Genomic DNA, 14,218 nt, shown 5'->3' on the forward strand with positions numbered 1-14,218 from the left:
GGAGACGATGCGCTCTTTTGGTTAACGCGCGGTTAGCGGTGGCCCGGCAGCCCTGCGAGACCCTGCTTGCTGCGATACATGTCGCGGTCGGCGGCAGCCAATATGTCCGATTCGGTCATCCCGGTCTGCAGCATCGCCACCCCAAAGCACGCCGACAGCGCAATTTCATGCCCGTCATATTCGGCGGGCGCGGCGGTCAACACGTCGCACAGCCGGTCGACCTGCGTTCGGGCGCCGGCCTCGCTCGACTGGTCGAGGATCAGGCCGAATTCGTCACCGCCGATGCGCGCCGCGACGTCGGTCGCGCGGATCGAACCCGCCAGCCGCTTGGCAATTTCCATCAGCGCGAAGTCGCCCGCGGCATGGCCAAAGCTGTCGTTGATATATTTCAGCTGGTTGACGTCGATAAAGACGACCGCGGCGCGTTCGGCGTGGCGCTCGAAGCGTGCCATGCGGTGATGGATCGCGGTCAGGAAATAACGACGGTTGAACAATGGCGTCAGCGTGTCGCGCTCGGACACACGTTCGAGTTCGGCGACGGCGATCTTCAATACGCGGTTCTCGCGGCGCAAAGCGTCGCGTTCCCGGCGTATGTCACGCAGCTGGTCCTCGATGGAGTCAACGGAAACGGTCCCGAAATGGTCGACCGCGATCCGTGCCCCCCCTACGCTATCCATGCCTGATCCCCGGCGCGCCTTACCCTCCGCCGGCCGGATGCCGACAGATTTAACGCGGCAACCCTAGCTGCGACTTGATACCAATCGGTAAACGCGAAGGCATCAATTGCACGGCGTTGCCCACGCGCCATGCAGTCGCTAGGGGGGATGCCACGGCGATTCATCAAGCGATGGGGCCGAACAGGAGGGACGGGAATGGGCGAAGCGGCCCCGCAGGTCGGCGTCATCATGGGCAGCCAGTCCGACTGGCCGACGATGGCGCACGCGGTCCAGATCCTCGATGAATTCGGCATCGCGCATGAGGTCCAGATCGTCTCGGCGCACCGCACGCCCGACCGCCTCGTCGCCTATGCCAAAAGCGCGGCGGACCGCGGCTTGAAAGCGATCATCGCCGGCGCCGGCGGCGCGGCGCACCTGCCCGGCATGGTTGCCTCGATGACGCGCGTGCCGGTGCTCGGCGTCCCCGTCCAGTCGGCGGCGCTCAGCGGTGTCGACAGCCTCTATTCGATCGTCCAGATGCCCGGCGGCATCCCCGTCGCGACCTTCGCGATCGGCAAGGCGGGCGCGACCAACGCCGGCCTCTTCGCCGCCGCTTTACTCGCAAACAACGATCCCGGCCTTGCCGAAAAGCTGGTCGCGTGGCGCGAAGCGCAGACGAGCAGCGTCGCCCCGACCCCTGTGCGCGAGGGCTGATCGCTTGCTGCCACCGGGTTCAACGATCGGCATTTTGGGCGGCGGCCAGCTTGGGCGCATGCTCGGCCAGGCGGCGGCGCAGCTCGGTTACAAAATCCATATCTATGCGCCGGATCGTGAGAGTGTCGCGGCCGACGTCGCCGCGCATCATGTCCAGGCCGCGTGGGACGACGAATCGCGCCTCGCCGCCTTCGCGGCGCATTGCGATGTCGTGACCTATGAATTCGAAAATGTGCCGGTCGACACGGTGCGCTTCCTCTCGGGCCATGTCGCGGTTCGCCCCGGCGGCGAAGGGCTCGAAATCGCGCAGGACCGGCTGACCGAAAAGAATTTCGTCGCCGGGCTCGGCGGCCGTCCCGCGCCGTTCGCCGCGGTGCCCGACCGCGCCGCGCTCGATGCGGCCCTCGACCGGATCGGCGCGCCCGCGATCCTCAAGACCGTGCGCATGGGCTATGACGGCAAGGGACAGGCGCGGATCATGGCCCCCGCCGACGCCGACGCCGCATGGGATGCCATCGACCGCCACGCCGCGGTGCTCGAAGGCTTCGTCGACTTCGAGCATGAATTTTCGGTGCTGCTGGTACGCGGCATCGATGGCGAGGTCCGTTTCTGGGACTCGCCCGTCAATGTCCACGAAGGCGGCATCCTTGCCACCTCGACGCTGCCCCCCCCGCAAACCGTGCTCGACCAGCAGGACGAGGCGCGCGCGCTGATGGCAAAGATCGCCGACGAACTCGACTATGTCGGCGTCCTCACGGGCGAGTTTTTCGCTACTGCGGACGGCCCCGTCTTCAACGAAATGGCGCCGCGCGTCCACAACAGCGGCCACTGGACGATCGAGGGCGCGGTGACGAGCCAGTTCGAAAATCACATCCGCGCCGTCGCCGGCCTGCCACTCGGCAGCACCGCGACCGCCGCGCTTCCCGTGACGATGCGCAACCTCATCGGCGCCGACATCGAAACCGTGCCCGCGCTGCTCGCCGACGACGCGTGTCACGTCCATCACTATGGCAAGGCCGAGGTCCGCGAAGGCCGCAAGCTCGGCCATGCCACCTGGGCCGGAGCCTCTCCCACATGAACCGTCCCGAAATCACTCTGGTCCTCGCGCGCGCCGCCAATGGCGTGATCGGCGCCGACGGCAAGATGCCCTGGCACCTGCCCGCCGACCTCCGCCGCTTCAAACAGATCACGATGGGCCGCCCGATGATCATGGGGCGCAAGACCTTCGACAGCCTGCCCGCGGTGCTCGAAGGCCGCCGCCACATCGTCCTCACCCGCGACCCCGATTGGCAGGACGAGGGCGCCGAGCCGGTCGCGACGATCGAGGACGCGCTGAAACTCGCCAATGCCCCGCATGTCATGGTGATCGGCGGCGCCGAAATCTATCGCCTCTTCCTGCCGCTCGCCGATCGCATCGAACTCACCGAAGTCGCGCTCGACCCAAAGGGCGACGCGGTGATCGCCTATCCGGCCGCCGCCGACTGGCACGAAGCAGCGCGCGAAAATCATCCCGCCGACGACGCCGGCCGCCCCGCGTACAGCTTCGTCACGCTCACAAGGAAATAGGTCGATGCGTCGCTGGTTGATCGGGATTTTGCTCGTCGTCGCGCTGGCCGCGCTCGCCTTCTTCGCCTTCGCCCCCGGCGTGCTCGAACGCGGAATGAACCAGATCGACGGCAAGCCGCTTGCCCCCGTCAGCACCCGCGCGAAGGCGCTGCACCAGACGCTGACGATCGTCGATCTCCACAGCGATACCCTGCTGTGGAAGCGGAATATCCTCGACCGCGCCGAGCGCGGCCATATGGATCTGCCGCGGCTCGAAGACGGCAATGTCGCGCTGCAGATCCTCGCGAGCACGACCAAGTCGCCGAAGGGCCAGAATTACGACGCGAACAGCGGCGACACCGACAATATCACCAGTCTGGTGATCGCGCAGCTGCAGCCGGTGCGGACGTGGAACTCGCTGCTCGAACGCTCGCTCTGGCATGCCGAGAAGTTGCACCGGGCGGTCGCCGCGTCGGAAGGCAAGCTGCGCGCCGTCGCCGTGCCCGAAGATATCGACGCCCTGCTCACCGAACGCCGTGGCAAGGTGCCGCCCGTCGGCGCGATGCTCAGCATCGAAGGGCTGCACGGCCTTGAGGGCAAGCTGACCAACCTCGACAAGCTCTACGCCGCCGGCTTCCGCATGGCGGGGCTGACCCATTTTTTCGACAATGATCTCGCCGGATCGATGCACGGGATGAAGAAGGGCGGGCTCACCCTGTTCGGGCGACAGGTCGTCTCCGAGATGGAGGCGAAGGGCATGATCGTCGACATCGCGCATTGTTCGAACGCCTGTGTCGCCGACATCCTCAAGATCGCGCGCCGCCCTGTCGTCTCCAGCCACGGCGGCGTGCAGGCAACGTGCAAGGTCAACCGCAACCTCAGCGACGAGCAGATCAAGGGCGTCGCCGCGACCGGCGGCCTCGTCGGTATCGGCTATTGGGACGCGGCGGTCTGCGACACCTCGCCCGCAAGCATCGCGAAGGCGATGAAGCATGTCCGCGACCTTGTGGGCATTCAGCATGTCGCGCTCGGCAGCGACTATGACGGCGCCACCACCGTACGCTTCGACACGTCGAAGCTGGTGCAGGTGACGCAGGCGCTGATCGATGCGGGCTTCAGCGACGACGAGATTCGCGCCGCGATGGGCGGCAATGCGATTCGCGTACTAAAAGCGGGCCTCGTCCCGCTGACACCTCCGGCGCCATGATCCGCCTCGACGGCCATAACCGCATCGACGAACCCTTGCGCGGCGGGGTGATCGCGCTCGGCAATTTCGACGGCTTTCACGCCGGGCATCAGGCGGTCGTCGGCCGCGCCGTGCGCCATGCGCGCGACGAGGGCCGCCCCGCGATCGTCGCGACCTTCGACCCGCATCCGGTGCGCTTCTTCAAACCCGACGTCCCGCCCTTTCGCCTCACCACGCTCGACCAGCGGCAGGAACTGTTTGCCGCGGCGGGCGCCGATGCGATGCTCGTCCTGCCGTTCGACGCGACGCTTGCGGGGACGACAGCGCAGGATTTCATCACCGGCCTGCTGCTGGGTCGCTATGGTGCTGCGGGGGTTGTGACGGGCAGCGACTTCACCTTCGGCAAGGGCCGCGGCGGCGATGTCGTCACGCTCGCCGAGCACGCCCGGACCCACGGCTTCTTCACCGAAATGGTCGCCCCGGTCGACGACACCGAGGAAGTGATCTCCTCGAGCCGCATCCGCGAAGCCTTGCAGGCGGGCGACTGCGCCGCCGCAACCCGCCTGCTCACGCGCCCCTTCACCGTGCGCAATGTGGTGCAGCACGGCGACAAGAACGGCCGCCTGCTCGGCTTCCCGACCGCCAACCTCGAAATGGGTCAATATCTGCGCCCGCGCTACGGCATCTATGCCGTCACCGGTCGTCTGCTGAATGAAGGTTCCGAGGGCCGCATCCTCAAGGGCGCCGCGAACCTCGGTATCCGCCCCAGCTTCGATCCGCCCAAGGAACTGCTCGAACCGCATTTCTTCGACTTCGCCGAAGACCTCTACGGCCAGGAAATCGACGTCGCCTTCCACGCCTTCATCCGGCCCGAGGCGAAATATGACGGCATGGACGCGCTGATGGCGCAGATCGCGGCGGATTGCGACACGGCGAAAGAATTGCTGGCGGAGCTTTGACCCCCGCTCCCCTTGCGGGAGAGGGAAAAGCCGCTGTTTGCTCCCACGCGAATCTGCGCTAAGCGCCGCCACCATGACCGACAGCACGCCCACCCCCGAACCCTCCGCCGAGCAACGCGATTACCGCGACACCGTCTTCCTGCCCAAGACCGACTTCCCGATGAAGGCCGGCCTGCCGCAGAAGGAACCGGCGATTCTCGCCAAATGGCTTGAGGGCAATCTCGAAGGCCAGATTCGCGAAAGCCGCGCCGGCCGCGACCAGTTCATCCTCCACGACGGTCCGCCCTACGCCAATGGCGACATGCACATCGGCCATGCGCTCAACCATATCCTCAAGGACATGGTCGTCCGCACCCAGACGCTGAAGGGCAAGGACGCGCCCTACGTTCCCGGCTGGGATTGCCACGGCCTGCCGATCGAGTGGAAGGTCGAGGAGCAGTATCGCAAGAAAAAGCTCAACAAGGACGAGGTGCCGGTCGAGGAATTCCGCGCCGAATGCCGCGCCTATGCCCAGCATTGGGTCGACACCCAGCGCGAGCAACTGAAGCGCCTTGGCATCGGCGGCGACTGGGACCATCCGTATCTGACGATGGATTATGAGGCCGAGGCGACGATCGTCCGCGAGCTGCTCAAGTTCGCCGCCAACGACATGCTCTATCGCGGCGCCAAGCCGGTGATGTGGTCGCCGGTCGAAAAGACCGCACTCGCCGAGGCCGAGATCGAATATGAAGATATCGTCTCGACGCAGATCGATGTCGCGCTCGAGATCACGGACTCTCCGATCGAAGAGCTGAAGGGCGCCTACGCGGTCATCTGGACCACGACGCCGTGGACGATCCCGGTCAATCAGGCTTTGGCCTATGGCCCCGAGATTGAGTACGTCGCCCACAAAGGCCGTCAACTTCAGGTAGTCGATCAAAGCCTTCCAGCATCTGGTGACAATCTCCGCACCGTTTGGGAAGGCGTGGTTATCGTTGCTAGCAAGCTATTCGATGATTTCCGTGGACGGTCGGCATTTATCCCTGACGATCTGTTCAAACCGCTATGGTCGGGCAAAGGCTCCGACCTCGCCGGCACCATCGCCCGCCACCCGATGCACGCGCTCGGCGGCTTCTTCGCGCGCCCGCGCCCCTTCCTGCCCGGCGATTTCGTCACCACCGACAGCGGCACCGGGCTCGTCCATATGTCGCCCGACCATGGCGAGGATGATTTCGACTTGTGCAAGGCGAACGGCATCGACCCCGTGTTCGCGGTCGAGGGCGACGGCAAATATCGCCAAGACTGGGGCTGGCTCGGCGGCCAGGGCAGCGTCATCAATCCGAAATTCAATGCCCCCGACGGCCCGATCTGCACCGACCTGCGCGACGCCGGTGGCCTCTTGGCCGCCTCGGCCGACTACAAGCACAGCTATCCGCACAGCTGGCGCTCGAAGGCGAAGGTCATCTATCGCTGCACCCCGCAATGGTTCGTGCCGATGGACCGGGTGATGACGCATATCGAGCCCAAGGCGCCGCGCGAGCAGCGCTGGGAAAGCGAAGGCGGCGCGATCAACCCCGCCGAAGAGGGTCTGTGCGCCGCGCCGACGCTGCGGCAGGCGGCGATGCACGCGATCGACCGCACCCGCTTCGTCCCCGAAAAGGGCCGCAACCGCATCGGCAGCATGGTCAAGGACCGCCCCGACTGGGTGCTCTCCCGCCAGCGCGCGTGGGGCGTGCCGATCACGCTCTTCGTCGACCGCAAGACCGGCGTCTATCTCAACGACCCGGTCGTCAACGACCGCATCGTCGCGGCGGTGAAGGCGGGCGGTGTCGACGCATGGAGCGACGCGCGCGCGCAGGAATATCTGGGCGACGCCTATGACGCCGCCGATTACGAACGCATCGTCGACATTCTCGACGTCTGGTTCGATTCGGGCTGCACCCACGCCTTCGTGCTCGAAAGCGGCCGCTGGCCCGCGCTCGTCCGCCACGACGGCGGCACCCACAGCGCCGACCTCTATCTCGAAGGCAGCGACCAGCATCGCGGCTGGTTCCAGTCGTCGCTGCTCGAAAGCTGCGGCACGCGCGGACAGGCACCGTATAAGGCGGTGCTCACGCACGGCTTCACGATGGACAGCAAGGGCCTCAAACAGTCGAAGTCGGTCGGCAACACCACCGACCCCGTCAAGGTGATGCAAACCAACGGCGCCGACATCATCCGCCTGTGGGCGCTGAGCGTCGACTTCACCGAGGATCACCGCATCGGCGACGAAATCCTCAAGGGCGTTGCCGACCAGTATCGCAAACTGCGCAACACCTTCCGCTACCTGCTCGGCGCGCTCGACGGGTTCGGCGAAGAGGAGCGCATCACCGACGTTGCGGCGATGCCTGAACTCGAACGCTATATGCTGTCGCTGCTCGCCGACCTCGACGCGAAGATGGCCCGCGCGGTCGATGACTTCGACTTCAATACCTACACGCGCCTGCTCGCCGATTTCTGCAACGAAGACCTCTCGGCCTTCTACTTCGACATCCGCAAGGACGTCCTCTACTGCGACCTCGGCCCCGCCGCGCCGCTCGGCACCGACACCCGCCGCGCGTATCGCAGCGTGCTCGACATCCTGTTCCACGCGCTCGTCCGCTACGCGGCGCCGGTGCTGGTGTTCACCGCCGAGGAAGTGTGGGGCACGCGCTATCCCGATGCGGGCAGCGTGCATCTGCTCGAATGGCCCACCGTCGACGCGGCATGGAACGACGCCGCCCTCGCGAGCAAATGGGCAGGCGTCCGCACCCAGCGCGAGGCGGTGACCGAGGCGATCGAACCCTATCGCCGCGAAAAGACGATCCGCTCGAGCCTCGAGGCCGAAGTCACGATTCCCGATCCGACGCTCGATCCGGCGGCGCTGGAAGAAATCTTCATCGTATCGGTCGCGCGCGCAGGGGACGCACTCGCCGTCACCCGCACCGAAAACCACAAATGCGGCCGCTGCTGGCGCCACCTGCCCGAGGTGACCGAGGACGGCAGCTTGTGCAATCGCTGCGACACGGTATTGGACGCGGCATGAGCAGAACACGTTCGCCGCACCTGCGCTTCGGCCTGATCTTCGCGGCCCTCGCCTTCATCCTCGACCAGGTCACGAAATGGGTCGTCACCGTCCCCCTGTCGCTGGAGCCGAAGGGGATGATCGAGATTACGAGCTTCTTCAACCTGACGTGGGCGGAGAATTGCGGGATTTCGCTGTCGATGTTCGCCAGCTGCACCGACACGACGCGCTGGACGCTCGTCGCGGTGACGGGGCTCGTCGCCGCCGCGGTCGCTTTCTGGATGACGCGCGAACAGGCGAAGGGCGACGTGATCGCGCTCGCGATGATCCTCGGCGGCGCGCTCGGCAATATCGTCGATCGCGTGCGTTTCGGCTATGTCGTCGACTTCGCGGATTTGCATATCGGCGATTTCCGCCCCTTCATGATCTTTAACGTCGCCGATGCGTGCATCACGCTCGGCGTGCTTTTGCTGGTTGCGCGCGCGCTGCTCTTGGGCGAAAAGGCCGCAACGACGGACGGCAAGCCGCCAGTCATTTAAACAGGGCGTCGATTACGGGGCGCATTGGGAGTATTTGTAAAGTGAACCGGACCACCGCCATCCTGGCAGCCTCGATTCTTGCCACGACCCTGTCGGCCTGCGGGTCGAACAGCCTGTTCAGCCGCGACCGTCCCGACGAGATGATGGTGTCGCGTCAGGCGCCGCTCGTCGTGCCGCCCGATTATTCGCTGGTCCCGCCGGCCCCCGGCACCGTTCGCCCCGGCGGCGAATCGACCGCGGAACAGACGCTGCGCGCACTGTTCGGCGGGCCCTCGACCCGTAGCGCGAGCGAAACGCAGATCATCGGCAGCGCCGACGGCGCGCGCGCCGACCCCGGCATCCGCAGCCAGGTCGGCAGCCCCGACACACAGGTCGTCGACAAGGGCCTCGTCGTCCGCGACATCCTCGCCGCCCCCGAAGGCGACGGCCGCGATGCATCGGCGGCGATCCCGACCGCCTGAGCCTACGCTATCGATATCAAGAAAACGGCCCGGCAACCCCGGGCCGTTTCTATTTGAACAGCAGCGATACCATGCTGAACAGGATCAACGCCTCGACCATCGCGCGCGAAGCATGACCAAAGGCGCGCCAGCGGCCCGAGCGCATATGCTGCGCAAACCACAATATCTGTAAAATCCCGAACCACAGCAGCGCGACGATCAGCAGCGCAAAGCCCGCCAATATCACCTCCGCCGCGGTCATCCGCATCAGGATCGACGCCCCCGTCACCATCAAGGCGAAGGGCGCGGTTGCATAGCATTGGCTGTAAAAGGGCGCTTTCAGCGTATCGCGATCGAGCTTGACGCTCCGCGCCCGCACCAGCCGCGCCGCCATCAGCAGCGGAAAGATACTGAAAAAAGCGACGCGCAACAGGATCAGGCTCGAATCGTCGCTGATCAGCCCGCTGAGCCCGGTCTTTTCGGTCACGGTGGTGCTTTCGCCCACCGTCGACAATTCAATCCCGTGGCTGATCACCAGCGTCAGCATCAGGAACAAGGGCGGCGACAGCGTATCGGTATATTGCTGCCCGGCGGCATCGCCGAGCTCGGCCTCCGAATAATCCATCATGCTCAGCGGTCGCGTCAGCGTCCGCCATAAAGTGACCGGATAAAAGATCAGCCACGACATGATCTCATAGAGCAGCTCGTCGAGCGACTGGATGAGTTTCAGGAAATCCATCTGCTTCCCCCGTCATGCCGCTACATTTTCCGCCTGCGTTCGGCGTGCGGATGATAACCAGCGGGCGAAATTGCGCACCGTCATTGCCCATTCTCCGGGCCAAGCGGGCAAGCCGGTCAGCCGCAACCCGTTATCGATACAAAAGTCGCGAATCCAATCCTCCGGGCTCTCGGGATCGATCGGCAATCCACCCAGATAATCGTCGTCGGGATGCGGAGCCAGGTCGCCATTCCAATGGCTCCACTCGGGCGCCATCTTGTTCCAGAGGAAATCGGCGATATCGCTGTCGCAGTCGCCCGACAGCAAAGCGGCGAATTGCTCACGGGTCGGGCTAGGGCGCGCTTGCAGCAAGGCCGCAGCCTGTCTTTTCCCGCGTCGGTTCGTCACGATCCACAGCACCAGGAACAGTCCGACGCAACCGGCGGCGAACCACCAACTGCTCAAGCCCGCGCGCCCGCTTCCTCGACCCCCGCGCTGTTGTGGCGCAGCGCCTTCAGCACCGTGTCGACGATCTGCGGCGCGTTGAGCCCCGCTTCGTCATATTGCAGCTCGGGCTTGTTCTGGTCCTGGAACATATCGGGCAGGCGCATCGTGCGCAGCTTCAAGCCCGCGTCGATCAGCCCCTCGTCGCTCGCGAGCGTCAGCACATGCGCGCCGAGCCCGCCGACGCTGTTTTCCTCGATCGTCACGCAAACCTCGTGGCTCGCCAGCGTCTTGCGGATCAGTTCCTCGTCGAGCGGCTTGGCGAAGCGCAGGTCGATGACGCTCGTCGGCAGCCCGCGCGCCTCGAGCGTGTCGGCCGCCTTCAATGCCTCGGCCAGCCGCGTGCCGAGCGAAAAGATCGCGACGGTCTTCCCGCTGCGCACGACACGCCCTTTGCCGATCGCCAGCTTCTCTGGAACCGCGGGCAAGGCCACGCCGGTGCCGTTGCCGCGCGGATAACGAAAGGCGATCGGGCCGTCGTCATATTCGGCGGCGGTATAGGTCATATGGACCAGCTCGGCCTCGTCGGCCGCCGCCATCACGACGAAATTGGGCAAGGTCGCCAGATAGGTGACGTCGAACGAGCCCGCATGGGTCGATCCGTCGGCGCCGACCAGCCCGGCGCGGTCGATCGCGAAACGCACCGGCAGATTCTGGATCGCCACATCGTGCACAACCTGATCATAGGCGCGCTGGAGGAAGGTCGAATAGATCGCGCAGAACGGCCGCATCCCCTGCGCCGCCAGCCCCGCAGCAAAGGTCACCGCATGCTGCTCGGCGATCCCGACGTCGAAGCTGCGCGTCGGATGCACTTTGGCGAATTTATCCACGCCCGTCCCCGACGGCATCGCCGCGGTGATCGCAACGATTCGCTTGTCGGTCTCGGCCAGCTTCGCCAGCGTTTCGCCGAACACATTCTGATACTGGGGCGGCCCCGGCGGCGCCTTCGCCTGTTCGCCGGTGATGACGTCGAATTTCTGCACGCCATGATATTTGTCGGCGGCGGCCTCGGCGGGGGCATAGCCCTTGCCCTTCACCGTCACCGCATGGATCAGTACCGGACCATGGTCGCTGTCGCGCACATTCTCCAGCACCGGGATCAGATGCTCCAGATTATGCCCGTCGATCGGCCCGACATAATAAAAGCCGAGTTCCTCGAACAAGGTCCCGCCCATCGCCATGCCGCGCGCATATTCGTCGGTCTTTTTCGCCGCCTTGTGCAGCGGCTCGGGCAGCTTGCGCGCAAAGCGCCGCGCGATCTCGCGCAGCTCGATGAACGGCCGCGACGACACCAGCTTGGCGAGATAGGCCGACAGTCCGCCGACCGGCGGCGCGATCGACATGTCATTGTCGTTGAGGATGACGATCAGGCGGTTGCCCGCCGCGGCGGCGTTGTTCATCGCCTCATAGGCCATGCCCGCCGACATCGACCCGTCGCCGATCACCGCGATCGCGCGCCCGGGCTGATCCTTCAGCTTGTTGGCGATCGCGAAACCCAGCGCGGCGCTGATCGAGGTCGACGAATGCGCCGCGCCGAACGGATCATATTCGCTTTCGCTGCGCTTGGTAAAACCCGACAGGCCGCCGCCGGTGCGCAGCGTCCGGATCCGGTCGCGGCGCCCGGTGATGATTTTGTGCGGATAGCATTGGTGCCCGACGTCCCACACGATCTTGTCGCGCGGGGTGTCGAACACATAATGGAGCGCGGTCGTCAGTTCGACGACGCCAAGCCCCGACCCGAGATGCCCGCCCGTCGTGCCCACGGCCGAAATCATCTCGCTACGCAGTTCGTCGGCGAACTGGCGGAGGTCTTCGGGCTTCAGCTTGCGGAGGTCGGCGGGGACATCCACCGTGTCGAGCAGCGGCGTATGCGGACGATCGGTCATGCGACCGTCATAAGGCTAAGCACCGAAGCTGTCGAACGAAAAGGGGCCGCGCGCCGCTCAGCGCGCGCTCGGCCGGTTCCTTATATCCTTGGTCAATTGCCAGCAATCGGCGGTTTTCGTGAAATGCAGCGAACCGCCCGGCCCGGTTCTTTCGATCAGCGTTCCCGGTCCGTCGCCCTCGCCGGGTTCGAAGCGGCCGGGAAACCACGCGATACGCTCGACCCCCGCCGACGGCGTGCTGAAATCGATCTGGACATAGACAAGCTGGCTCGCGTCGCCGCCGGCCGCCTCGAAGCGCCGCACCGACGCGCTCGTGACATAAGTGTAATCGATCATCATGATCGGGAAATCGTCGGCAGCGGCCGGGCCCTCGGCCGCGCCGCGATAACGGTCGCGCACCATTTTGCTGTTCGCGAAAGGCCACAGAAAGGCCGGGAAATCGCCATTGCGGCACGCGCTCGCGGCTTCGTCCAGAAAGAAACGGTCGCTCTCGCTCACCGTTTCGTCAGCCGGCGCGGCAGCGGCCGGCGCGGACAGGCACAGCACCGCGGCGATCGCCACGCCCAGATGGACATCAATCTTCATCATCGCCACTTTTCTCCTGATCGCGCGGCGCCCGTCCGGCCGCCTCGACCTGCGCATACAGCCCGCGCACCATCAAATCTGTGACCACGAGCATAATCCCGATCATCCCGAAGAACAGGGCCAGCGCGACGACGGGAAAAGGGCCGATGCTCTCGATATCCTTCTCTCTCGACGCGACCGCGATCGATGCCGCAACCGCCATCAGGGCATAGCCGATGAAACGCGGCGCGCGGGTCATGATCCGGCGCCCGCCCCGACATCCGCTCGGGAACCAACAAGGCTGCAGGGGAATATGAAAGCGGCGAAGACAGGTTGATGCATGAAAGGCACATGCGGCCAAATGCATCCTTCGGCAAGACGAAGCCGTTGCAATGACGGGTCAAACACTTACACCCCCGGTCGGAGGGGGCAAAATATAGGATGCGATAGGATGCGGATGCTGAGGGCTGATTCGACGTTGTTGTTTCGCATAAGCCGCCCGATGCGTTCGATCCCTTTGCTCGCCATTTTCATGGTCGGCTTCGCGGCCCCCGCCACCGCCGAAGACGCGCCGCTCCCTTACGAACTGACGACGCCAGCCGACAGCGCGCTCGCGCAGGGCATCGACGAAGAACCCGCGCGCTATCTTCAGAACACCGACATCGACGAGAATATCCTGCTCCCCGGCGCGCGATCCGACGACGATGAGGGCGAGCGCAAATGGTCGCGCGATTATATCGCGATTGCCGCAGGCGTGCTCAACACGCCCGATTACAACGGCTCGGACGATCGCCGCTTCCTGCCCGCCTTTTACCTGCGCGGACGGATCAGCGGCTTTTCCTTCTCGACCCGCGGTACCAATTTCCAGGTCGACCTGCTGCGCCAGCGCCGCGGCCAAAAGACCGACTTCAAATTCGGCCCGATCATCAGCCTGCGCGGCGACCGCACCGGCAGCGTCAAGGATCCGCGGGTCGACGCGCTGCCCGACAAGAAAATGGCGGTCGAGGCGGGCATCTTCACCGGCGTCACCCACACCGGGGTGATCACCAGCGCGTACGACCAGATTGGTTTCCGCCTCGTCGCAACCAAGGACGTCTCGGGCAAGCATGGCAGCTGGACCGCCTCACCGACGATCGATTACGGCACCCCGCTATCGAAACGCGCCTATATCGGCGTTTCGGCGTCGGTAAATTTCTACGGCAAGGGTTTCGGCCGCTATTATTACGACATCGACGCGCTCGGCAGCGCCGCGAGCGGCCTTCCGGTCTATACCGGCGCAGGACGCAAGGCGACCGCGGGCAAATATACGCTTGGGCTGGCGGGCGCCTACGGCCTGTCGGGCGACCTGCGCAAAGGCTTCGTGCTGATCGGTGGCGCGCAATATGGCCGCCTGCTCTCGCGCTTCGCCGATTCGCCGATCGTTGCCGACGCCGGCAGCGCCGACCAGTGGCTCTTCGGCGGCGGGCTCGCCTACCAGTTCTGACC

15 protein-coding genes are annotated in these 14,218 nt (G+C 65.2%); 9 read left to right on the forward strand and 6 right to left on the reverse strand.

The window, feature by feature from the left end:
- Positions 1 to 32 precede the first annotated feature (32 nt).
- On the reverse strand, positions 33 to 677 hold the full coding sequence (locus tag AC3A43_RS18910; protein ID WP_487794107.1) for a GGDEF domain-containing protein: 645 nt from the start codon (positions 675 to 677) through the stop codon (positions 33 to 35).
- A gap of 195 nt (positions 678 to 872) precedes the next feature.
- Between AC3A43_RS18910 and purE the strand changes: the two genes are divergently transcribed.
- The 8 genes from purE (at position 873) to AC3A43_RS18950 (ending at position 9,082) form a co-directional block, all read left to right on the forward strand.
- Entirely contained in the window at positions 873 to 1,370 is a 498-nt protein-coding gene (gene purE / locus AC3A43_RS18915) for a 5-(carboxyamino)imidazole ribonucleotide mutase (protein ID WP_487794108.1), read from the forward strand.
- Positions 1,371 to 1,374: 4 nt separating this feature from the next.
- A complete protein-coding gene (locus AC3A43_RS18920; protein WP_487794109.1) occupies positions 1,375 to 2,448 on the forward strand; it encodes a 5-(carboxyamino)imidazole ribonucleotide synthase in 1,074 nt (357 codons plus the stop codon).
- Entirely contained in the window at positions 2,445 to 2,936 is a 492-nt protein-coding gene (locus tag AC3A43_RS18925; protein WP_487794110.1) for a dihydrofolate reductase, read from the forward strand. The genes AC3A43_RS18920 and AC3A43_RS18925 overlap by 4 nt, the downstream gene beginning before the upstream one ends.
- A 4-nt stretch (positions 2,937 to 2,940) precedes the next feature.
- Complete coding sequence (locus tag AC3A43_RS18930; RefSeq protein WP_487794111.1) at positions 2,941 to 4,122, forward strand: dipeptidase; 1,182 nt, start codon at positions 2,941 to 2,943, stop codon at positions 4,120 to 4,122.
- Entirely contained in the window at positions 4,119 to 5,060 is a 942-nt protein-coding gene (locus AC3A43_RS18935; protein ID WP_487794112.1) for a bifunctional riboflavin kinase/FAD synthetase, read from the forward strand. Before AC3A43_RS18930 ends, AC3A43_RS18935 begins: the two co-directional genes overlap by 4 nt.
- Positions 5,061 to 5,133: 73 nt before the next feature.
- Positions 5,134 to 8,103, forward strand: coding sequence for an isoleucine--tRNA ligase (gene ileS / locus AC3A43_RS18940; protein WP_487794113.1), 2,970 nt, complete (start codon positions 5,134 to 5,136; stop codon positions 8,101 to 8,103).
- Positions 8,100 to 8,621, forward strand: coding sequence for a signal peptidase II (lspA, locus tag AC3A43_RS18945; protein ID WP_487794114.1), 522 nt, complete (start codon positions 8,100 to 8,102; stop codon positions 8,619 to 8,621). Before ileS ends, lspA begins: the two co-directional genes overlap by 4 nt.
- Before the next feature lie 41 nt (positions 8,622 to 8,662).
- The gene (locus AC3A43_RS18950) at positions 8,663 to 9,082 is read left to right on the forward strand and encodes a DUF3035 domain-containing protein (RefSeq protein WP_487794115.1); all 420 of its coding nucleotides are present in this window, start codon (positions 8,663 to 8,665) and stop codon (positions 9,080 to 9,082) included.
- Positions 9,083 to 9,131: 49 nt separating this feature from the next.
- On the opposite strand, the gene AC3A43_RS18955 is transcribed toward AC3A43_RS18950, so the two are convergent.
- From AC3A43_RS18955 to AC3A43_RS18975, 5 genes are read right to left on the reverse strand one after another with little or no spacing between them, the layout of a single operon-like run.
- Positions 9,132 to 9,800, reverse strand: a complete 669-nt coding sequence (locus tag AC3A43_RS18955) for a hypothetical protein (protein WP_487794116.1) — start codon at positions 9,798 to 9,800, stop codon at positions 9,132 to 9,134.
- A 12-nt stretch (positions 9,801 to 9,812) separates the two neighbouring features.
- Positions 9,813 to 10,244, reverse strand: a complete 432-nt coding sequence (locus tag AC3A43_RS18960; protein WP_487794117.1) for a hypothetical protein — start codon at positions 10,242 to 10,244, stop codon at positions 9,813 to 9,815.
- Positions 10,241 to 12,169: a 1-deoxy-D-xylulose-5-phosphate synthase gene (dxs, locus tag AC3A43_RS18965; protein WP_487794118.1), complete on the reverse strand. Its 1,929-nt coding sequence runs from the start codon at positions 12,167 to 12,169 to the stop codon at positions 10,241 to 10,243. The genes AC3A43_RS18960 and dxs overlap by 4 nt, the downstream gene beginning before the upstream one ends.
- 57 nt (positions 12,170 to 12,226) lie before the next feature.
- Positions 12,227 to 12,757 (reverse strand): hypothetical protein, encoded by a 531-nt coding sequence (locus AC3A43_RS18970; RefSeq protein WP_487794119.1) that lies wholly within the window; start codon positions 12,755 to 12,757, stop codon positions 12,227 to 12,229.
- Positions 12,744 to 12,992: a hypothetical protein gene (locus tag AC3A43_RS18975; protein ID WP_487794120.1), complete on the reverse strand. Its 249-nt coding sequence runs from the start codon at positions 12,990 to 12,992 to the stop codon at positions 12,744 to 12,746. Before AC3A43_RS18975 ends, AC3A43_RS18970 begins: the two co-directional genes overlap by 14 nt.
- Positions 12,993 to 13,235: 243 nt before the next feature.
- Between AC3A43_RS18975 and AC3A43_RS18980 the strand changes: the two genes are divergently transcribed.
- Positions 13,236 to 14,216: a MipA/OmpV family protein gene (locus AC3A43_RS18980; RefSeq protein ID WP_487794121.1), complete on the forward strand. Its 981-nt coding sequence runs from the start codon at positions 13,236 to 13,238 to the stop codon at positions 14,214 to 14,216.
- Positions 14,217 to 14,218: the final 2 nt, after the last annotated feature.

This window comes from Sphingopyxis sp. Soil_C_28 (genome assembly GCF_057657055.1).